The 19,542-nt window shown below is 33.5% G+C and carries 25 protein-coding genes; 8 read left to right on the top strand and 17 right to left on the bottom strand.

All coding sequences use genetic code 11. The features are described 5' to 3' along the window. Positions 1-43: 43 nt before the first annotated feature. The 4 genes from ABS911_RS03745 to ABS911_RS03730 are packed head-to-tail and all read right to left on the bottom strand — an operon-like array spanning position 44 to position 2,937. Positions 44-805 (bottom strand): 16S rRNA (uracil(1498)-N(3))-methyltransferase, encoded by a 762-nt coding sequence (locus tag ABS911_RS03745; protein ID WP_350466373.1) that lies wholly within the window; start codon positions 803-805, stop codon positions 44-46. Next, positions 806-1,759 carry a 50S ribosomal protein L11 methyltransferase gene (gene prmA / locus ABS911_RS03740; RefSeq protein WP_350466372.1) on the bottom strand — a complete coding sequence of 318 codons (954 nt, stop codon included), beginning with the start codon at positions 1,757-1,759 and terminating at the stop codon, positions 806-808. Positions 1,760-1,804: 45 nt separating this feature from the next. Beyond that, a complete protein-coding gene (locus tag ABS911_RS03735; protein WP_350466371.1) occupies positions 1,805-2,299 on the bottom strand; it encodes a DUF3013 family protein in 495 nt (164 codons plus the stop codon). Further along, entirely contained in the window at positions 2,299-2,937 is a 639-nt protein-coding gene (locus tag ABS911_RS03730; RefSeq protein WP_350466370.1) for a DNA-3-methyladenine glycosylase, read from the bottom strand. The genes ABS911_RS03735 and ABS911_RS03730 overlap by 1 nt, the downstream gene beginning before the upstream one ends. Before the next feature lie 295 nt (positions 2,938-3,232). Between ABS911_RS03730 and ABS911_RS03725 the strand changes: the two genes are divergently transcribed. Further along, the gene (locus ABS911_RS03725; RefSeq protein ID WP_350466369.1) at positions 3,233-4,162 is read left to right on the top strand and encodes an NERD domain-containing protein; all 930 of its coding nucleotides are present in this window, start codon (positions 3,233-3,235) and stop codon (positions 4,160-4,162) included. A 288-nt stretch (positions 4,163-4,450) separates the two neighbouring features. Here ABS911_RS03725 and ABS911_RS03720 read toward each other — a convergent pair whose 3' ends face one another. From ABS911_RS03720 to ABS911_RS03695, 6 genes are all read right to left on the bottom strand, one after another. Continuing rightward, positions 4,451-6,337 carry an ABC transporter ATP-binding protein gene (locus ABS911_RS03720; protein WP_350466368.1) on the bottom strand — a complete coding sequence of 629 codons (1,887 nt, stop codon included), beginning with the start codon at positions 6,335-6,337 and terminating at the stop codon, positions 4,451-4,453. Next, positions 6,327-8,063: an ABC transporter ATP-binding protein gene (locus ABS911_RS03715; RefSeq protein WP_350466367.1), complete on the bottom strand. Its 1,737-nt coding sequence runs from the start codon at positions 8,061-8,063 to the stop codon at positions 6,327-6,329. The genes ABS911_RS03720 and ABS911_RS03715 overlap by 11 nt, the downstream gene beginning before the upstream one ends. Before the next feature lie 17 nt (positions 8,064-8,080). Beyond that, positions 8,081-8,527 carry a MarR family winged helix-turn-helix transcriptional regulator gene (locus ABS911_RS03710; RefSeq protein ID WP_350466366.1) on the bottom strand — a complete coding sequence of 149 codons (447 nt, stop codon included), beginning with the start codon at positions 8,525-8,527 and terminating at the stop codon, positions 8,081-8,083. 123 nt (positions 8,528-8,650) lie between these two features. Further along, on the bottom strand, positions 8,651-9,502 hold the full coding sequence (locus ABS911_RS03705) for an aldo/keto reductase (RefSeq protein ID WP_350466365.1): 852 nt from the start codon (positions 9,500-9,502) through the stop codon (positions 8,651-8,653). A 31-nt stretch (positions 9,503-9,533) separates the two neighbouring features. Beyond that, positions 9,534-10,514, bottom strand: a complete 981-nt coding sequence (locus ABS911_RS03700; RefSeq protein ID WP_350466364.1) for an aldo/keto reductase — start codon at positions 10,512-10,514, stop codon at positions 9,534-9,536. A 325-nt stretch (positions 10,515-10,839) separates the two neighbouring features. Then, positions 10,840-11,412 (bottom strand): GNAT family N-acetyltransferase, encoded by a 573-nt coding sequence (locus ABS911_RS03695; protein ID WP_350466363.1) that lies wholly within the window; start codon positions 11,410-11,412, stop codon positions 10,840-10,842. Between the two features lie 410 nt (positions 11,413-11,822). Here ABS911_RS03695 and ABS911_RS03690 point away from each other — a divergent pair, with 410 nt between their 5' ends. The 4 genes from ABS911_RS03690 (at position 11,823) to ABS911_RS03675 (ending at position 14,472) form a co-directional block, all read left to right on the top strand. Further along, on the top strand, positions 11,823-13,121 hold the full coding sequence (locus ABS911_RS03690; protein WP_350466362.1) for a Y-family DNA polymerase: 1,299 nt from the start codon (positions 11,823-11,825) through the stop codon (positions 13,119-13,121). After that, positions 13,118-13,507 (top strand): hypothetical protein, encoded by a 390-nt coding sequence (locus tag ABS911_RS03685; protein ID WP_350466361.1) that lies wholly within the window; start codon positions 13,118-13,120, stop codon positions 13,505-13,507. The genes ABS911_RS03690 and ABS911_RS03685 overlap by 4 nt, the downstream gene beginning before the upstream one ends. Next, complete coding sequence (locus ABS911_RS03680; RefSeq protein ID WP_350466360.1) at positions 13,504-13,815, top strand: ssDNA-binding protein; 312 nt, start codon at positions 13,504-13,506, stop codon at positions 13,813-13,815. The genes ABS911_RS03685 and ABS911_RS03680 overlap by 4 nt, the downstream gene beginning before the upstream one ends. Before the next feature lie 192 nt (positions 13,816-14,007). Further along, entirely contained in the window at positions 14,008-14,472 is a 465-nt protein-coding gene (locus ABS911_RS03675; protein WP_350466359.1) for a hypothetical protein, read from the top strand. 162 nt (positions 14,473-14,634) lie between these two features. On the opposite strand, the gene ABS911_RS03670 is transcribed toward ABS911_RS03675, so the two are convergent. Next, complete coding sequence (locus ABS911_RS03670) at positions 14,635-14,826, bottom strand: hypothetical protein (protein WP_350466358.1); 192 nt, start codon at positions 14,824-14,826, stop codon at positions 14,635-14,637. Positions 14,827-15,129: 303 nt separating this feature from the next. On the opposite strand from ABS911_RS03670, the gene ABS911_RS03665 reads away from it, so the two are divergent. The 3 genes from ABS911_RS03665 to ABS911_RS03655 all read left to right on the top strand — a co-directional run bounded on the left by ABS911_RS03665 (position 15,130) and on the right by ABS911_RS03655 (position 16,169). Next, the gene (locus ABS911_RS03665) at positions 15,130-15,510 is read left to right on the top strand and encodes a hypothetical protein (protein ID WP_350466357.1); all 381 of its coding nucleotides are present in this window, start codon (positions 15,130-15,132) and stop codon (positions 15,508-15,510) included. Positions 15,511-15,656: 146 nt separating this feature from the next. Further along, on the top strand, positions 15,657-15,803 hold the full coding sequence (locus tag ABS911_RS03660; protein WP_350466356.1) for a hypothetical protein: 147 nt from the start codon (positions 15,657-15,659) through the stop codon (positions 15,801-15,803). A 54-nt stretch (positions 15,804-15,857) separates the two neighbouring features. Beyond that, on the top strand, positions 15,858-16,169 hold the full coding sequence (locus tag ABS911_RS03655; protein WP_350466355.1) for a hypothetical protein: 312 nt from the start codon (positions 15,858-15,860) through the stop codon (positions 16,167-16,169). A gap of 162 nt (positions 16,170-16,331) precedes the next feature. Here ABS911_RS03655 and ABS911_RS03650 read toward each other — a convergent pair whose 3' ends face one another. The 6 genes from ABS911_RS03650 to ABS911_RS03625 form a co-directional block, all read right to left on the bottom strand. Next, the gene (locus ABS911_RS03650) at positions 16,332-16,454 is read right to left on the bottom strand and encodes a putative metal homeostasis protein (RefSeq protein ID WP_198022524.1); all 123 of its coding nucleotides are present in this window, start codon (positions 16,452-16,454) and stop codon (positions 16,332-16,334) included. Between the two features lie 174 nt (positions 16,455-16,628). Further along, positions 16,629-16,898, bottom strand: a complete 270-nt coding sequence (gene rpsN, locus ABS911_RS03645) for a 30S ribosomal protein S14 (protein WP_350466403.1) — start codon at positions 16,896-16,898, stop codon at positions 16,629-16,631. 92 nt (positions 16,899-16,990) lie between these two features. Further along, on the bottom strand, positions 16,991-17,194 hold the full coding sequence (locus ABS911_RS03640) for a hypothetical protein (protein ID WP_350466354.1): 204 nt from the start codon (positions 17,192-17,194) through the stop codon (positions 16,991-16,993). A 180-nt stretch (positions 17,195-17,374) separates the two neighbouring features. Next, a complete protein-coding gene (locus ABS911_RS03635; RefSeq protein WP_350466402.1) occupies positions 17,375-17,770 on the bottom strand; it encodes an FAD-dependent oxidoreductase in 396 nt (131 codons plus the stop codon). Positions 17,771-17,948: 178 nt separating this feature from the next. After that, complete coding sequence (gene rpmG, locus ABS911_RS03630) at positions 17,949-18,098, bottom strand: 50S ribosomal protein L33 (protein ID WP_350466353.1); 150 nt, start codon at positions 18,096-18,098, stop codon at positions 17,949-17,951. A 628-nt stretch (positions 18,099-18,726) separates the two neighbouring features. After that, positions 18,727-19,542 (bottom strand): LysR substrate-binding domain-containing protein (locus ABS911_RS03625; protein WP_350466352.1); only part of this gene is annotated, 816 nt, incomplete at its 5' end.

The raw sequence follows: 19,542 nt of genomic DNA, 5'->3' as shown, positions 1-19,542 counted from the left end.
TCATTATACCCGACTTTTCATTTTGGAACAAAAAAGAAATTTCTCATTTATGCATTAATTCAAAATGATATGAGGTTGCTGCTAAAGCATATAACGGAGCAGTTTCTGTTCTTAAAATTCTTGGACCTAATGCACAAGGTAAAAAACCATTTTGAAGGAAAGCATCGATTTCTTCTTTTGATAATCCACCTTCTGGACCAAAAATAATCAATAACTTACCGCCAACAGGAACCTGTTTCAATCCTTTAACAAAATTTTGATCTTCCCCCGCTTTAGCACTTTCTTCATAAGCTACTAAGCAGGCATCAAAATCTTCTTTCATCTCTATTAACTGTTTTACCGAAGAGAGCGACTCAATTGTTGGGATTTTTGTACGATGAGACTGTTCAGCTGCTTCTTGCGCAATTTTTTGTAACCGTTCAATTTTTTTTGCCGCTTTTTTGGTGTCCCATTTTGTAATTGAAAAAGAACCTGCAAAAGGAATAAAGGCACTTGCACCTAACTCTGTTCCCTTTTGAATGATTAGATCTAATTTATCACCTTTAGGAAGTCCGCTTGCAATCGTTACTTCAATTGGTAATTCTTGTTGTCTAAGGTCATCTTCTACCCAATTTAACTGAACTTCTTTCTCTTCTATAGCACTGATTCTAGCAATGAAAGCTTTTTGATCTTTTGTGACAAGATACACGCGATGATCAACTTTCATGCGCATAACTTTTACCATATGATGGAAAGCATCTCCGTTAATTGAAATGGTTTGGTTTTGGTAATCTGTTAAGTCCTCTTTCAAAAAATAACGTTGCATTTATTCATCCTCCGCCAACGGTTTTTGAGCGACAATACTACACCAATCTTTCATTTGTTGCACTTGAAGAATGATGAAACCTTGTTTCTTTTGCTCAGAAAGAATGAGTTCTTTTTTATCTTCAATAATTCCAGATGTTAAAAATAGACCACCTGGTTTTAAAACATCATAAGCTTCTGGGATAAGTGGCACAATAATTTCTGACAAGATATTAGCTACCACAATATCTGCTTCGATTGTTACACCTTTCAGCAAGTCATTGGCTTTTACAGTAACGTCTTTAGCATAGTCATTTAATCTAATATTATCCATGGCTGATTTTACTGCAACATCATCTAAATCATATGCATGAACATGCTTGGCGCCTAGAGCTTTACTGGCAATACTTAATACACCTGAACCTGTTCCTACATCTAAAATCGTTTCATTTCCACGAATGTATGTTTCAAGAGCTTGTAAAGACAGCATAGTGGTTGGATGAGTTCCTGTACCGAAAGCCAAGCCTGGATCTAACCGAATCACACGCTCATCTGCATGTTTTAATTCATACTCTTCCCAACTTGGAACAACCGTTAAAAATCGTGTTACTTGCAACGGATGGTAATATTTTTTCCACGCAGTAGCCCAGTTTTCTTCCATAACTTCGTCCACTTTTACAATATTTGGCGCAATAGTTAAACCAAACGTTTCTAATTCACTAATGCGAAGTTTAATACTCGGGAGCAATTCAGGTAAGAATAGTGTATTTGGAAAATATCCTTTTATAATTACGCCTTCTTGAGAAAAATCGGCTTCATCTAATGCCCAGATTTCACCAAATCCATCATCTGGAGAATTTAAAAAATCTTGGATATCTTCAATAGCTACCCCTTGCGAACCTGCTTCAATAAGAATATTTGACACAGCATCTAAAGCTTCATTTGATGTTTGTATTTGTATTTCTGTCCATTTCATCTTGTTACGTGGCCTCCAATAAAAAATATAGTTGATTCTACTCGTTCAGTACTTCGGATAGATTAGCTTTTCCTCACTGTAGCGATTAATATCTTTCAACGTTTTAATCGTTCCGTCAAAATTCGTATCGTTCCAATTTAATTCAAATGTATCAATTTCGGGATCAGTAGCAAAATCTAACAAATCAGATTGTCCTTCTGTTACCACAATACGCAATGTTTTCAATACTGCATCAACATATCCTTTTTCAATCCCCATTTTAAAATCAAACGGAATAGCTTTTAAGTAGTTGTCCATTTGAATTTTTGATTTTTTAGGGTCAAAAAAACAAATCGCGTCTTCAAATTGAATGATCTCACCTTTATTTGCAGTTCCTTCAATATCTTCAATCACAACATGATTTTCTTTATTTTCAGCAAAAATCGAAAAATATAATTCAATAGCATGTTGACGCTTATTCCATTCTAATTTCCAATCAAATTCAAAATCACTTTCTTCTAATGCTTCTCCTAAATAATCTAATACTGTTTCTTGTGCCATTATTTTTCGCCTCCATTAGTTGTCGATTCATTCCAACCGAAATCTGCATCTATCTTGCCTTTTTTTCTTGATACGTATGGATTTCCTGCAACCGTATACCGAAGCAAAGCTTCTGTCCATTCTCCTTTATTCGGAATACCTATTCTAGAAGAAACGTCAATTTTTTTAGGTATTTTTCTCGTTTCCACATCAATTCTTAAAGGAGGTTCTGTAGCAAGTGTGCCGTCATCCAATTTTGTAATATTCATTGCTTTTGTTAATTTACCAGGTCCATCTGTTACTACAAAACCAGTCTTCCCTCTACGTTCAGACATAAGTGCCATGCCTTTATAAGGTTCAATAGCCCGTATCAAAATCGCTTCCGGTATACCTTTATCTTGAACCACAACGTTCAACATCAAATGAGTGTGCATACTATAGATATAAATCGTACCTGATTCTTTGTACATAGAAGCTAATCGAGGTGTCTTTTTCAATCCGTAACTGTGAGCAGCTTCATCCACTTCACCCAAATAGGCTTCCGTTTCTACGATCCAACCAGATGTCACCCCTTCATCAGTTTCTTTGATCACCAAACACCCAAGTAAATCTTGAGCAATTTCTTGTGTTGTTTTTGTTTGATCTGTCCAAAAATTCATTTTCAATCCTCTTTCTAGTTTAATGCACATTAAATGCTACTTCCTTCACTTCTTAGTATACAATAAAATAACACTTAGATAAAAAGAAACTCATTTTTGTGTCTCTTTATTTAGCAAAGTAGGCTCCTATTCTGTATAAGCAGTACAAAGACTTTTGCCATTAGTAACCTAAAGTTTGTATTCGGCTGGCATCAATAATTTTGATTTTTGAGAATAAACTCTATAAGTTAATGAGTTTTTCTATATTTTTTACGCATATTAATAGTGATAAAAATTTTGCGAAGGGTGATTTTTCATGATTATAAAAAAACGTACCAAGCCACTGATGCTGCAGATTTTAGAATCCTTAAATTATCGAACTGTACTCAGTACTTCAGAGAAAAAAGATTATTACAATCACCTGAAAGGCTACAATGGTGAATTACAATTCGATAACTATTTGGAAAAGTTGCAGTTTGACTGTTTAGTAATAAATGACTTATTACTTAAGGAACGGGGTAAAATGGTTCAAATCGATGCGCTTATTTTAATGGGGGATACCATTTATCTCTATGAAGTAAAAAACTATTCGGGAAGTTATGATTACAAAGAGGATGGTCTTTACGCCCAATCTGATTTCGTCATTACTGATCCTCTGACCCAAATTCACAACAGCCAACCCCTTCTATACAATTTAGTGCGAAAATTAGGACACAAAATGGAGATACGATCACAAGTTGTTTTCATTGATCCAAATTTTTACTTGTACCAGTTACCTCGGGATAAGCCATTCTTGTTTGCACATCAGTTGTCTCGTTATTTTGATTACATGAAGAAAAAGCAGACCTCTATAAAACAAACTAATACGCGGCTTGCCACCCAGTTGAGTGATTTACATATTACAAACTACCGCCCATCTTTTTTACCAGAATATGATTTTAGCACTATTAAGAAGGGAACTTTCTGTCCGAAATGTTTTTCATTTGAGTACAAGAATACGCGAAATAACCGTCTATGTTCTTCTTGCGGTCATAGAGAAACTATAACAGAAGCCATCAAACGTTCATCAGAGGAATTTCATCGCCTTTTTCCTGAATTAAAAGTTACAAAGCACCTTATTTATGAGTGGTGCGGAGGAATGTACAGTGAACAGCGGATTCAAAGAGTTTTGAGCAGTAATTACGTTTCACATGGTAACTACAAATCGACTTATTATGAAGTAAACTGTCCGATATTAATCAAATAAAATATGAACTAGGGTTTCATTTGATTAATAAAGTGGGTTTATTAATTAAACGAGTACTTGAGCAAAGTCCAATTTGACTAATAAGTAGATTTATTGATTAAATGAGCATTACGGCAAGACCCAGTTTGACTAACAAACAGATATTATTTATTAAACGAGCAACGAAGAGAGTTTAACTTGACTAATAAGCACCTCCAAGACAATTTAAAAAGCTCTATTGAAGATTTTATCGTCTTCAATAGAGCTCTTTCTATTCCTTTAAATATAAATTGGCTTAAAAGGTATCATTTAGTTCATTTCAAAAGCACCAGTATAAAGTTGGTAATATTCTCCTTCTTGAGAAATCAGCTCTTCATGGTTTCCTCTTTCAATGATGCGTCCTTGTTCCATTACCATGATCGCATCCGAGTTGCGGACAGTTGAAAGGCGATGAGCAATTACCAATACCGTTCTGCCTTTCATCAAAGCATCCATTCCGCTTTGGACAACCGATTCCGTCCGTGTATCAATACTTGACGTAGCTTCGTCAAGAATCAAGACTGGTGGATTCGCAACAGCTGCTCTAGCAATTGCCAGCAATTGTCTTTGCCCTTGAGAAAGCGAACCGCCATCTCCTGTTAATTCTGTATCATACCCATGTGGCAATTGTCTGATGAAAAAGTCAGCATTGACTAATTTTGCCGCTGCTTCAATTTCTTCATCCGTAGCATCTAATCGTCCGTAACGAATATTGTCCTTAATCGTTCCTGAGAATAAATGTGTATCTTGTAGAACGATGCCTAACGATCTTCTTAAATCATCTTTTTTGATGTTTTTGACATCGATCCCATCGTAAGTGATGGTTCCTTTTTGAATATCGTAAAACCGATTGATCAAGTTGGTGATGGTTGTTTTCCCAGCACCCGTTGCTCCAACAAAAGCAAGTTTTTGTCCTGGTTTTGCAAATAAATTAATGTTATGAAGAATCGTTTTATCTGAATTATAGCCAAAGGTCACATCTTTAAAACGTACATCCCCGGTTAACTCCTTGTACACAACTTCATTGGCAGTAATAGCTTGTTTCCATGCCCAACCACCAGTCCGTTGTGTAGATTCTACAATTGTTCCATCTGCTTGTTTGGTGATGTTTACTAACTCAACCGTTCCACCATCTTCTTCAGGTTTTTCATCTAATAAATTAAAGATACGTTCTGCACCCGCAAGCGATAAAATAATCACATTAAACTGTTGTGAGATCTGTGCTACAGGCATAGTGATACTTTTCGTAAATTGAACAAAAGATGCTATACTACCGACCGTTAAAGCCGTTAATCCAGTGATTGAGAGAGTAGCTCCTATGACAGCTGTTAACAAATACATAAAGTTCCCAATATTTCCCATGATCGGCATTAAGATATTTGCATACGTATTAGCTTTCGTAGCATTCTCTCTCAAGTCTTCATTTAATTTGCTAAAGTCAGCGATTGCTTCATCTTCATGATTGAATACTTTCACAACTTTTTGGCCTTCAATCATTTCTTCTACATAACCATTTAATGTACCTAATGCGGCTTGTTGAATCGAGAAGTATCGGCCACTTTTGCCACCGATCGTACGAATAACAGCAACCATGATCCCTACCATAAACAACACGACTAAAGTCATCGGAATATTAATGATAAACATCGCAATAATAATCGATAAAATCATGATCAGCGAAGAAAATATTTGTGGAATCGATTGACTGATCATCTGTCTTAGAGTATCCGTATCATTTGTATAGTGGCTCATGATATCGCCTGTTGCATTGCTGTCAAAATAACGAATCGGCAAAGATTCCATATGTGTAAACATTTCATCACGAATATCTTTAAGGATTCCCTGTGACACTGTAACCATTGTGCGATTAAAAATATAGGTAAATAGAGCACCGGTCAAATACAACATCGCCATTAGCCCAATAGTACGTGCTAAATTCGAATAATCAGGTGTTGCCTGAGTAAGAAGAGGCGCAATGTACTCATCAATCAAAGTCTTTGTAAAACTGATCCCAATTGCATTGGTTGCTGCACTAATAATAATGCTGACAACTACCACAATGATCCGTAATTTGTATTGCTTCGTTGCGTAAGACAGAATTCTTTTAAATATTTTTAATGGACTAACAGTTGGTCTCGTAATCGGATTATTCTTCAACTATTGTCCCCCCTTTTACTTGAGAATCAAATACTTCTTTATAGATCTCATTATTTTCCAGTAATTCTTCATGTGTACCAACTCCACTGATTTCTCCTTCGTCTAAGACGATGATGCGGTCAGCATCTTGAATGGAAGAAATGCGTTGTGACACAATAATTTTTGTTGTATTTGGAATTTCTTCAATAAATGCTTTTCGAATATAAGCATCTGTTTTTGTATCTACAGCACTTGTTGAATCATCTAAAATCAAAATCTTTGGTTGTTTTAATAAGGCACGTGCAATTGTTAACCGTTGTTTTTGACCACCGGAGACGTTTGAACCACCTTGGTCCAGCACTGTTTCATATTTGTTTGGAAAGTCTTGAATAAAGCCATCTGCTTGGGCTAATTTCGCAACACGGCGAACTTCCTCTTCAGAGGCCTCTTTATTTCCCCAACGTAAGTTATCGATGATCGTTCCTGAAAATAACGTATTTTTTTGCAGTACCATTGCAATTTGATCACGCAAGGTGACTAAATCATACTCATTTACGTTATGACCTGAAACATATACCTCACCTTTAGTCACATCGTATAAGCGCGGAATCAATTGAATCAGTGAAGTCTTACCACTACCTGTCCCGCCAATGATCCCAATTGTTTCACCAGACTTGATCTTGAAATTAATAGCATTTAAATCAGGCTCTTCTGAAAGTTCATTGTATTTAAATTGAACATTTCTAAATTCTATTTCCCCATTTTCAATTGTTGTAATCGGGTTTTCAGGATTTGTTAATGTTGCTTTTTCTTTCAATACTTCTGTTACACGTTCTACTGAAGCTTCAGAGATAACGATCATGATAAAGATCATAGAGATCATCATGATACTGCTTAAAATCTGCATCATGTACGTAATGAAACTTGTTAATTCACCTGTACTCATTGTTCCGCCTACAACGTATTTCGCCCCAAACCAATAAACAAGAAGCAAACAAGAGTAAATAGCAATCTGCATTACTGGAGCATTCAATGCTGTGATTTTTTCTGCTTTTGTAAACAGCTTTTTAATATCCTCAGATGCTATTTTGAATTTTTCGATTTCTTTCTCTTCACGAACAAAAGATTTTACAACACGTACACCATTGATATCTTCTTGTACGGTTTGATTCAATCGATCATATTTCTTGAATACTTGTATAAAATAAGGGTGCACGCGATAGATTAGTCCAACTAAAATAAAACCTGCAATCGGAACAATAATTAAAATAGTTAAAGATAATTTCAAATTCGTATAAGAGGCCATTGCAAATGCAAATGCAATCATGAATGGTGCTCGAATAATTGTTTTTAGAATCATTTGAAAAGCCATTTGAATATTGGTAATATCCGTTGTCAATCTTGTGATCAGACTAGATGAAGAATATTTATCAATATTATCAAAGGCAAACGTTTGAATATTTTCGTAGATATCTTGACGAAGATTCGTCGAAAGCCCTACAGCGGCATCTGAAGAAAATTTCCCACCTAGCACTCCAAACAGCATAGACATGCAGGCCATCAGAAACATTAGTGATCCGATCTTAAAAACATAATCTAGATCACCTGCTATCAACCCTTTGTCAATAATTTTTGCCATAAGAAATGGAATGAAAATTTCTGTAGCAACTTCTAATGCCATAAAAAGCATAGTTAAATACGACGGTTTCTTGTATTGTCGCAATGATTTCATTAATGTTTTATACATTGTTAGCTTCTCTCCTCTTAATTGAGCGAATGTTCTTGCTCCATTAAATCATATATTCGGTAAATCGTTTTTATCGTTAACCGGATATCTTCTTCCGGAATATCTTTTAGAATCTGACTATTTTTGTGATGAAATTCATAGACCACTTTTTGGTACAACGCTAGTCCTTTTTTAGTTAATTTGATATTTACTACCCGTTTATCCTCAATGTTGGCTACTTTTTTTATATAACCTAAGTCTTCTAACGAGGTTATATTTTTTGTGATACTTGGCAGCGTTACGCCGAGTGTCTCAGCGATGTCACTTATACGTACCTCCGTTAACTCTTTTGATAAATTGTATAATGTTTTGATGATATAAACGTGTCTTTGTTGGACTTCAGGAGGAGGTTCAGGCAACAACCGCATCGTGTGTTTTGCACTTAAACATGCATCAATGTATTCTTCAGATAGTTGACTATCCATTGCTCAGCCCTCTTTTCTAATTAGTTTACCTAGTATAATTACTACAGGTAACTATATTAGCAAAAAAAAGAATAAATAGATAGTGAAATCTACTTATTCTTTAAAAGTAATTTTATTCAGTCGTTATTTACTTTTACCTAATCCTGTTAAAAACTTAACGGTCTCTGGATCATAATGAGAGAAAAATAAACTTTCTTTTTGGTTCAATCCTAGAATCGTTGCCATCTCTTCATCCGTCAATGAAAAGTTAAAGACATCAAAATTTTGGATCATGCGTTCTTTTGTTACTGTTTTAGGAATGACAACTATATTCCGTTGAATCAAATAACGTAAAGCAACTTGTGCTACAGATTTGCCATAGTTCTCACCGATTTTTTTCAATGTTTCATTGTTAAAGAAATCATTTTTACCTTCAGCGAATGGTCCCCATGATTCAATTTGAGTATTGTATTCTTCCATAATACTTTGAGCTTCTACTTGTTGGTTAAATACGTGCGTTTCGACTTGATTTACCATAGGTTTGATTTCGCTGAACTCAGCAATATCAATAAAACGGTCCGGATAAAAATTACTGACCCCAATAGCTTTTATTTTTCCTGCTCTATAATATTCTTCCATCGCACGATAAGTTCCGTAGTAATCGTTAAACGGTTGGTGGATCAAAACTAAATCCAAATAATCGGTTTGCAATTTTTCCATAGACTCTTCTATAGAAGCTTTTGCATTTTCATATCCTGCATTTGAGATCCACACTTTTGTTGTGATAAAAAAGTCTTCACGGGGAATTCCGCTCTTCTTCACAGCATTTCCAACAGCGGATTCATTCCCGTAAGCTTGCGCGGTATCAATCGAACGATAACCTACCTCGATAGCTTCACTTACTACACGTTCACATTCCTCAAGATCATCTACTTGATACACTCCATAACCTAAAATTGGCATTTTTATACCATTCGCTAACGTAACTGTTTCCATTTGATTTGCCTCCATTTTTTTATTTATTTGTCTATGAAAAACCAACGATACGATGTGGAGTATAAGGTTCTTCTAGAAATTGAACATCTTCTTGAGTAAGTTTAAAATCTACTGCAGCAACAGCTGTTTCAACATGTTCAAGTTTAGTTGCTCCAATAATCGGTGCAGCCACTCCCTCTTTTTGCAAAAGCCACGCAAGTGCTACATGCACTCTACTGACTTCATAACGTTCCGCTAGTTGTGCAACTCTTTCAATAATTTCAAGATCCTGATCAGCTGTTTTGTCATATTTAAGACGCGCTATTTTATCCGTTTCTGTCCGTTTTGTCTGAATCGATAAATCTCGTGTCAAGCGACCTGAAGCTAAAGGACTATAGGGCGTCAGAGAAATTTTTTCTGATAAGCAATAAGGAATCATCTCGCGTTCTTCTTCACGGTAAATCAAATTTAAATGATCTTGCATGGATATAAATTTAGTCCACCCATTCCGTTCTGCTATATTTTGTGCTTTTTGAAATTGCCAAGCATACATTGAAGAAGCACCAATATACCTTGCTTTACCAGATTTCACGATATCATGCAGTGCTTCCATCGTTTCCTCTATTGGCGTATCATAGTCCCAGCGATGAGTAATATACAAATCAACATAATCGGTTTGCAATCGTTCTAAACTTTGGTCAATTTGAGAAAGAACAGCTTTCCTTGATAGACCGCCACCATTTGGACCGTCAAACATATGACCATGGACTTTTGTTGCTAATACGATCTCATCTCGATTAGCATACTGTTTTAATACTTTTCCTAAAATTTCTTCGCTTTTCCCAATCGAGTAGATGTTCGCAGTATCAAAAAAATTGATACCTAGTTCCAATGCTCGTTTAATAATCGGAAAACTTTCTTTTTCATTTAAAACCCATTTGTGAATCCATTTTTCTGGATCTCCAAAACTCATTGCTCCTAGACAAATCCTTGAAACATCCATTCCTGTATTTCCTAGTTTCGTATATTCCATCTATTCACCCCTTAACTAATAATGAAGCTACCTCATAAAGTTTATTTTACTAAATTATATCTCTTTTTCTTATTCAAAAGCCTTTCAATAAAAGTTACCTTATTAGTGACTAGGATACACCTTGAAGTGAACTTTAAGTCAAGTAAAAACAACTTTCTTTTATTTTATTCAATCGTTATACTTTTTTATCACAAAAAATAAGCCCTAATTCTTAATGAAGAAAACTTACATTTCTTTGGACTATTAGGAAAATTTGATTCCAGATACTGGTATCTACAAATTTAGTGATTGATGCTGAACATTGTTTTTTATGAGCCTAGCTTTTTTAATTCTGTATGCTAGCTAAAACACTTATAGCTTTTTGATAATCTACATTAGGGCTTCCATCTAAGTTCTTATCCGTTATCTCAAATCCTAGTTTTTGATACAACCGAATTGCCACATAACTCCACGTTTGAGTGTGCAAATAAATAGGCGAATTTTGTTCAAGTTCCTGTAATAGTTTAAGAGTTTGATTCACCATTGCTTTTGCGAGCCCTTTACCTTGGTAACCTGGTTTTACAGCTACCCAATGAACTAATGGATAACGCTCACCATTAGGTAATTCCTTCCACCAAGCTGAACACGTGCCAACTTTTTCTCCTGTAGAATCTAGGACAAATAACAATCGCGTTCTTAGATCTTTAGAGTATGGCGCAAATTTTTCCTCGAAGTAATCCAATGCTAGTCTCTCATTCTCAAATTCTGAAACAGCCGTTTCGATAGCTGCCCATTCTACTTCATCGCCCTCTTGATAACTTTTAAAGTAAAAACCTTCCGGTAAAATCGGTTCATTAACTGGAAGATTTTTTGAACGATACATCCAAATTTCCGCATATGGAATTGTTTTATCTAACAAAAAAGCACCACCTTTCTTTTATTGTTGAAAATAATTAACGATTTTCAGATTATTATTCTTAAGATCAACTCTTTCAATCTTTTTTCCATGCCACAACAAATAACTTGAATAGTAAAATTTTAAATACACTTAATTCTATTATAATACTAGAACCATTTATACGAAAGCGTTTTAAATACGTTTGTCTAATCTGTAATCCAATTATTGCAATAGATTCTGTACTTGAGTTTCACTTTTAGAACTCTTGATGTTCATGTTGTAGGGGTTTTACATTTAATTATTGTTGGAAGCTTGATGATTTAATCTTTATTTTATGAAGTGAAGTTTTCTTGTATCTAACTATTTTTTATGAGTGTTCGCTTTACAAACAGAACGCATGTTCGTATAATAGAATGAAAGGAGGGGTTCTTATGTCATTCAATTATGCAAAAGAAAAAAGCGATGATATTTTTTGTATTGACGTTAAATCTTTTTATGCGTCTGTGGAATGTGTTGAACGTGGCTTACATCCTCTAAAAGCTCTATTAGTTGTTATGAGTAACGCAGATAAACCCGGCGGAATCGTACTAGCTGCTTCACCAATGGCTAAAAAAGTATTAGGTATTAGAAACGTTACTAGGAAATGGGAAATCCCTTATCACCCGAATTTGGTTATCGTACCACCTAGAATGAGCTATTATATCGAAAAGAATACTGAAATCAACGATATTTTTCGTAAGTACGTTTCTGATGAGGATTTACATATTTATAGTATCGACGAATCGTTTATTTCTGTCCGAGGAAGTTTAAAGCTTTTCAAAAGAAAAAGTGCCTATGAAATGGCTAGAATGATTCAATACCATATTTTTAAAAAAACCGGTCTATACGTAACGATTGGCATTGGCGATAATATGCTAATGGCTAAACTAGCTTTAGACAATGAAGCCAAACATAATGGAGATTTTATTGCGGAATGGCGATATAAGGACGTTCCAAAAACCGTTTGGAAAATAGAAAACATGACAGACATGTGGGGTATTGGAAGTCGAACAGCACTTAGATTAAACAGTTTAGGAATTAAAACAGTCTATGATTTAGCCCATGCAAATTTTTATCAGTTGAGAGATTCAATGGGCTTGATTGGTGAACAATTATATGCAAGTGCTTGGGGCATCGATCGCAGCGACATTAGAGACTCCTATCGTCCTTTAGAAAAAAGCTATGGCAACTCTCAAATTCTCAAAAAGGATTATTATAAAAAACATGAAATTAAAATCGTTATTCGTGAAATGGCTGAACAAGTTGCTACCCGAATTAGAAAGCATTATTGTCAAACAGGATGTGTCAGTCTTTCTGTTAGTTACTCTAAGTATGAGGAACAAGATGGTTTTTCGCGCCAATTAAAGATACCAAGTACTTCTAATACAAAAAAATTAGTTGAATACTGCTTTGAAATCTTTAATAAGTATTACGAGGATGACAAATCCGTCCGGCGCATAGGAATTACCTATTCAAAATTATCCTATACGAGTGATATTCAATTGGATCTATTTGAAAATCCAACTGAACAAATTACAAATGAAAAATTAGATTTGTTAGTCGATAAAATAAGAGATAAATATGGTTTTCAGTCATTAGTACACGCTAGTAGTCTTATGGACGGCGCAACAGCTATCGACCGTAGTTCGCTTGTTGGTGGTCATGCTGGTGGAATGGAGGGTATAAAATGAATTACTTAAATGATGAATACCGTGATCGGGGTATTAAAAAATGGGCAGGATTTTATTTGTCTGAACACACAGCTGCTCAAGAAAAATTAACGAATGAGAAAAAGAAATTCAATCCACAAAAAAGACAAATGAACTCACAAGAAATCACATCTGTAATCAATGAAGCTGTACTCAAGAATAAATCTATTGCTATTCAAATTGAAGCAGTCGACCAAAATGGGCATTATAAAGATGATATTGTTGGTCTGGTCATTGGTGGAGATGAACTAGGTATCTACGTAAAGGATACAAAAGTTGATTTCGATGAAATTCGCAACATTCAATTTATCAGTCTAAAAAAATGGACTGATCTTACTGATGACAATGAAATGGAGGGGAAAATATGAATACGGCTATCATTACAGGAAAAGTTGATTCAGATGTTAAGGTGATCAATACAAAAAACGGCACACCTTTCTGTAGGTTTACTCTACTCTCGGATGGTCGCAAGTTTAATTGTTTAATAGCTGGTAAAAAAGCTTTTAGCTTTATGTATGAAATAGAACTTGGTTCAAAAATTACAATTGAATCTGTCATTAACGACCGCAATCAATTAGTGGTGCAAAAGTTCAAACTATTAAGCCCACCTAATTACTTTGGGCAAGTATTTGATTATAAAGGTCATCGAATGCCACACAAAAAGGTTATGTTTTAAAGTTTATTCCATTATTTTTACTATTAAATAGATCAGCGAGTTCAATAAAGTTGATCAGCCTATTGTTTTTAATAAAAGTTTGGTAGTGATATACTCTAATCAGGCAATAAAAATTATCCAATCAAAAAATAACACTAATAGAATAGTTGCATCTTCTTTTTTCAAACTATTCCTATTATGAAAGGAGAAAGAATGAAAAAATTAAGTATGACTTTAACTATGCTGATGGGGTTATTTATTTTAACCAGCTGCGGTACTGGAAATGGAGATGAAGAAGCTTCTTCACAATCTTCTGTTGCACAAAGTATTTCATCAAGTTCAAGTAGCTTGGAAGAATCGGCAGAAAGTGCTTCAAGTACACCTACTTCTGATGGACAAAGTGAATCATCGAGTTCAAGTAGTTTGGAAGAACCAACAGAAAGTACTCCAAGCACATCTGAAAATGTCATCAATTCTGAAGAAGAAGCTTTTGCTTTTATCAAAGAACAAACTGGAATTGAAGCTGATAACACTGATATCGTCTATGGTCTTTTAGAATCAGATGAAAATTCATATACATTAAGATTAGTAAGTCAATCGCTAAGAGAGCAAGGCGGTTCTGGAACTGCTGGTATATATAAAATCTATAAAGATGGTACTTATGAAGTAATAGCCTAACTAAGTTAACCAATAGATTCATCGACTGCCCTACACGTCATATGTGTAGGGCAGTTTCCTATTTTTATTGTAAATACCCTTTTTAATAATAGTTCCATCATCAATTATGATACTAATGAATTAACTTAATATAAAAAAGACCCCTAAAAGGAGTCTTGAAGTTTATTTCACTTTATAAACAACTGTTGTAAGTAAAATATGCGGTTCAGTCAGAACTTGGTTGACAGAAACAATTTCTCCTTCATTTTCACTTACTTCTCCTAACAATACTTCTAAATCGTTTTGTACAGTTTCGCGTCCTTCAAATTCTCCAATAGGATTACTCGTAACAGTTAAAACTCTATAGTTATACATTATATTTCTCCCTCCTTTCTGGTAATTATATTATACCAGAAAGGAATCTCAACTCGATGTAGTTAGCTTGCTAAAAAATCCAAATAAACGAATGCTCTTATACTAAACTATGAAGATCAATAAGTAGTTATGTCTCAAAACATAATTTTTTATTTTCAGATACACAATGTACTCTTATAATGCTAAAATCAATTATATAAATTAACTGATATAGAACCAAAATGTTTAGAGAATAAATTAGAATAATTTTCTAAGTAACTATTATACATAAGCACAATGAAGGCAATATTTTGGAGGTTTTTAATGGGAAAATTTACTCTATTCATGAACATTTTATCGCTGATTGCTATACCAATTCTGCTGATTCGAGCTTTAGTTTTCTTTATCAAGGATCCAAACAACAAATATAAGTGGATCAATCCTCTAAGTTATTCATTATTTTTCTTTTATCTATTGCTTCTCTATTTTGATTCAGATTGGTTATTTTATGCTGGATGGCTATCAATGGTTTTTTCTTTTTTTCTTGACCATATTGCTGATACATTTAAAGAGGGAATAAATGTGTTTGATTCAACTGATATTTCTAAGAAAAAAACTAAATTATATCAGATCACTCTATATTCATTTCCAATAGTAATCCTATTCTTGATTTCACTTTATTTTATATTTCCTCAAAACTATTAAGAACAACTAGAGTCTCCTACTCTCTTTTTGAAAACAAAAGAATCAAAACTTCTATGAATTTTTTTAAGTAAGTTACCTAATGACTTAAAATATATTTTAAGTTTTATTTTTAAATAACGAATGTATTAAAAATTGGAGGGATTTAAATGACTGTAGTTAATAAATCAATGTTACAGATCAAAAATGGACGTGAAAAAATTGGTGTTGGTTTTGTTGGAAATACGATATTTTTTGTCGCAAGTGTGGCTACTCTGATTATATTTTTCAACTTAAATTTTAACTTAAGGTCATAATAATTCGTAATTCTGATATTGTGTGCGATACTCCCATAAAGGAAATGTTATAACATGAAGTTAGTTATTACATTTATTAATGGAGAAGAGCTTGAACTGATTAGTTCTTCTATTCTTAACGGTTATGTTACTACACATAAACAGAATAAAAAAAACAGATTCGAGAAAATGTTTTCAAACTCATTTGATGGTTTAAATACAAATGTTTTTTCTTTAATCGCTACAAGTACACCTCAATTAGGTTATGCTAGTTTAATTACTAAAGCAGACTGGATTACAGTAGGAAAAGATAGTGAATTCGCTACTTTTTATAAAACTTCATCTATAAATCTACTGCACGAAAATTATTATAAATACAATAGTTAATGACCTGTACCTAAAAAGTTAGAGAAAACTCTATTTTTTTTAGGTACAGGTCATTTTTGATTACTTTTTTATGTTTTTTAGTTGGAATTACATTTTAAGCATACCATGATTGGCTTTTTTACTTGTCTAATCTAACCTTAGAATCGACGTAATATAATTTTTTTATTTAATACCTTTTTTTCTTCTTTTATCATCTAAAATAATTTTTAATGCACGCTTCTTTGTTTTTATATTTGGACTTTTCATTCTTCGTCTAGCACTCGCTAAATCTTCTTTTTCAGACATCTTATCTTCTCCTTATCTTTAATTTCATTAAGTAAATTTAACTAATTTAACTATCATTTTTTTGAATGAATATATTAAAGGTTAACTAGTAACAGTTTTCTTATAAAGACAACCTTTTATTTCTTCTAAATAATGATGGTATCTATTTAATAATCTACTAAAACCTTAAAGCCTTTACCAGCTGGCTTTTTTTACGCCAGGTATAAGTCCAGCATGAGCCAAATTCCTGAACGTAATTCTTGATACACCGAATTTGCGCATGTAACCTCTTGGCCTACCATCTATAAGATCACGATGATGCAAACGCGTTGGTGAAGCATCTCGAGGCAATTTCTGTAATGCAGTATAATCTCCATCTGCTTTTAGCTCTTTTCGAATAGCAGCATATTTTTCAACTGTTGCTTGTTGGCGTTTATGTTTTTCAATTTTACTTTTTTTAGCCATCATTCATTTCCTCATTTCCTATTTATATAACATTCAGCACATAAAAATTGATAAACCAATAAAGTCATTTTATAATCAATGATCTTTATTTCTTATATATCCGTAATAAAATTCTCAAAAGCAATCTCTTTTACCATTCCTGATGCTACTTTACTTCCGGAGCTTGCTGAGTGAACAAGTTGTTCTTCAAATATTGCATTACTATCTCCAGCTGCATAAGCATTTTTGAAAGCTGTACTTCCAAATTGATTCATTGTTGTGTAAGTTAATCTTGCCTTTACTATCAATTTTTTCAATGGATTCAATTCTTTCCAAAAACAATTGGATCTTGTTTTTGGAAAGAATTGATTTAATGGAATCAGCAACTTTCATACCATTTGTGAAGACACTTAATTGCTTGCTCCAATGAAAAATCATTGTTGAAAAATGTAATAAGTGTTCTTCTTGTTCGACAATGATGGCTAATTTCGGATCCTTCAACTCCCAACCATCACAAAAAGGGCAATAAAAAATAGATTGCCATATACTGACTCTAACCCTTTAACGTTAGGAATAGTTTCTTTCAAACCTGTTGCTAAAATAATTCGTTTTGTTTCCAATTTATTTTTTAACGTTTCACTGATAAAAAAAGAACGTTGATCAGAAATATCGGCAACATTGTCAGATATTAGTTGAATATTGGAGTATTTTAGTAGATCATTTTTTGCTTTTTCTCTAATAGTGAACGAGGATAAGCTGTTATTTGTGATAAAGCCATGTGATTCATTTGTTACTTTATTACGCGGGTCGTTATTGTCGATCAAAAGAACATTAAGTTTGGCTCTTCCTAAAACAAGTACTGCACTAAGACCTGTAGGGCCTCCTCCAATAATCGCGCAATCGTATACCCTAAAAATTCTCCTTTTTATAAATAGTTTGTATGATTCATACTTTCTACTTTATGACTTGATTGCAACTCGAAGTGAGTATTTACAAAAAAGATAAAATAAATTTATGTATAAGAAAAAAAGACTTATACAAAACAGAATAAAAATTCTATAACTAAATATACTAACGAATTTCTTTATACAAGATTTTCTTTCTTAATTTAGGAGAGTACTTCATTAATTCTAACCGTTCTGGTTGAGTTCGTTTGTTTTTAGTTGTGTGATAATTCCTCTCATCTGTTTCAATACTTTCAAGTATCACTTTTACTCGCATATAATGACCACCTTCCTTTTTAAAACGTAATGATTACGTTTTAAAAATAGCACAGATTAATAATCTCGTCAACTTAAATATCCAAAAGAGCACTATTTTTTAATTTGAGCGTCTGTTTAAGATGACACCTACATTAAACTTTTGCAACATGATTTTTTATTTAAAAACAACTAAACCTTCCGACAAAAATAATACAAAAAATATTTTATCGGAAGGATAGCATTTATTTCCATTATTTGATTATAAAGTTACTGTTTATCAACATTTTTACTCGTCATCCATCTTAAGAACAGACATAAACGCCTCTTATGATATTGAATTTTGATACTGATAAATTCGAATCATTTCTAAACGATTATGCCTTTATGTATAAGAATTAATATTATGCCTTTATGTATAAGAATTAATAATTAGTTTTGAAGACCAAGGATTTAAAATTAAGGCTTTTTAAATCAGTAGTAAAAAAATCTTGTGTAATAGATTCAGGTGCCTCCCCTTGTAATACTAATCTTGGTGCTCATTTCCTAGCTGAGCAATTAATTTACGAATATTTTATTAAGATTAGATCTGTTTAAAAATTCTTTGATATATCGCCGATTGTAAAATTAATTTTCCAATTTTAATTTGCTCATTCTATCAATCTTAAAAAATTTTCTATTGTTTCCACTCCTCTTAACTGAATCCTTTTCAAATAAATCAAATAAAACGGATGAACTACACTGAAATCACTTAACGGAATCTTTTTTAAAGTTCCTTTATTTAGTTCTTCTTCAACAGCTTTCTGATACACAAAAGTAATACCTAAATTTTTTTCGACCAGTTTTTTTATTGCACCGATACTCCCAATCGTCATGACTTTCGAAAAGCTATCTAAATGGATTCCTTTATTTTTTATGGCTGTTTCGAAAATAAGCCGTGATCCAGATCCCGCTTCACGCACCAAAATCGTCGTAGAAAATAAGTCATTAATACTTTGATCCTGTTTCCATAAAGAGCATTTTTCGGAACAGACAGCGATAAACGGTTCCTCAGCAATTTTTTGAAATTCAAATAAAGATTGATTGAATTCTCCTTCCACAAGTGCAAAATCGATTTTCCCATGTTCCAATAGTTCGATCAAGTGTTGAGTGTTGTCCGTTACCATCGAAATATCATGCGTTGGATATTGATTTAAATACGACTCAATGAGGTCCGGCATCATATATTCCCCAATCGTCAAAGAAGCTCCAAATGTAAGAGTAGTGTGTTCTACAGTAGAGGCCAATTGTTTTTGCACTTTAGTGATCTCTCTTTGCAGCAAATAAAGATCCTTTTGCAGTTGCTTGCCTTTAGCTGTTAAGGACAGTTGTCTATTTTCATAGCGAATCAGTTCGACCCCTAATTCCTGCTGCAAATACTGGATGTGTTGAGTGACAGCGGGTTGAGTAATGTGCAGTCTTTTGGC

The sequence above is a fragment of the Carnobacterium sp. genome, from assembly GCF_040274425.1.
The sequence above is the reverse complement of the archived record's forward strand: the minus strand, read 5'-3'. Positions and strand labels throughout refer to the sequence as shown.

What these genes read in the sequence shown, in the direction of transcription:
- ABS911_RS03745 (WP_350466373.1), bottom strand. Translation starts at nt 805, where the DNA reads ATGCAACGTTATTTTTTGAAAGAGGACTTAACAGATTACCAAAACCAA.
- prmA (WP_350466372.1), bottom strand. Translation starts at nt 1,759, where the DNA reads ATGAAATGGACAGAAATACAAATACAAACATCAAATGAAGCTTTAGAT.
- ABS911_RS03735 (WP_350466371.1), bottom strand. Translation starts at nt 2,299, where the DNA reads ATGGCACAAGAAACAGTATTAGATTATTTAGGAGAAGCATTAGAAGAA.
- ABS911_RS03730 (WP_350466370.1), bottom strand. Translation starts at nt 2,937, where the DNA reads ATGAATTTTTGGACAGATCAAACAAAAACAACACAAGAAATTGCTCAA.
- ABS911_RS03725 (WP_350466369.1), top strand. Translation starts at nt 3,233, where the DNA reads ATGATTATAAAAAAACGTACCAAGCCACTGATGCTGCAGATTTTAGAA.
- ABS911_RS03715 (WP_350466367.1), bottom strand. Translation starts at nt 8,063, where the DNA reads ATGTATAAAACATTAATGAAATCATTGCGACAATACAAGAAACCGTCG.
- ABS911_RS03710 (WP_350466366.1), bottom strand. Translation starts at nt 8,527, where the DNA reads ATGGATAGTCAACTATCTGAAGAATACATTGATGCATGTTTAAGTGCA.
- ABS911_RS03705 (WP_350466365.1), bottom strand. Translation starts at nt 9,502, where the DNA reads ATGGAAACAGTTACGTTAGCGAATGGTATAAAAATGCCAATTTTAGGT.
- ABS911_RS03700 (WP_350466364.1), bottom strand. Translation starts at nt 10,514, where the DNA reads ATGGAATATACGAAACTAGGAAATACAGGAATGGATGTTTCAAGGATT.
- ABS911_RS03690 (WP_350466362.1), top strand. Translation starts at nt 11,823, where the DNA reads ATGTCATTCAATTATGCAAAAGAAAAAAGCGATGATATTTTTTGTATT.
- ABS911_RS03685 (WP_350466361.1), top strand. Translation starts at nt 13,118, where the DNA reads ATGAATTACTTAAATGATGAATACCGTGATCGGGGTATTAAAAAATGG.
- ABS911_RS03680 (WP_350466360.1), top strand. Translation starts at nt 13,504, where the DNA reads ATGAATACGGCTATCATTACAGGAAAAGTTGATTCAGATGTTAAGGTG.
- ABS911_RS03675 (WP_350466359.1), top strand. Translation starts at nt 14,008, where the DNA reads ATGAAAAAATTAAGTATGACTTTAACTATGCTGATGGGGTTATTTATT.
- ABS911_RS03670 (WP_350466358.1), bottom strand. Translation starts at nt 14,826, where the DNA reads ATGTATAACTATAGAGTTTTAACTGTTACGAGTAATCCTATTGGAGAA.
- ABS911_RS03665 (WP_350466357.1), top strand. Translation starts at nt 15,130, where the DNA reads ATGGGAAAATTTACTCTATTCATGAACATTTTATCGCTGATTGCTATA.
- ABS911_RS03660 (WP_350466356.1), top strand. Translation starts at nt 15,657, where the DNA reads ATGACTGTAGTTAATAAATCAATGTTACAGATCAAAAATGGACGTGAA.
- ABS911_RS03655 (WP_350466355.1), top strand. Translation starts at nt 15,858, where the DNA reads ATGAAGTTAGTTATTACATTTATTAATGGAGAAGAGCTTGAACTGATT.
- ABS911_RS03650 (WP_198022524.1), bottom strand. Translation starts at nt 16,454, where the DNA reads ATGTCTGAAAAAGAAGATTTAGCGAGTGCTAGACGAAGAATGAAAAGT.
- rpsN (WP_350466403.1), bottom strand. Translation starts at nt 16,898, where the DNA reads ATGGCTAAAAAAAGTAAAATTGAAAAACATAAACGCCAACAAGCAACA.
- rpmG (WP_350466353.1), bottom strand. Translation starts at nt 18,098, where the DNA reads ATGCGAGTAAAAGTGATACTTGAAAGTATTGAAACAGATGAGAGGAAT.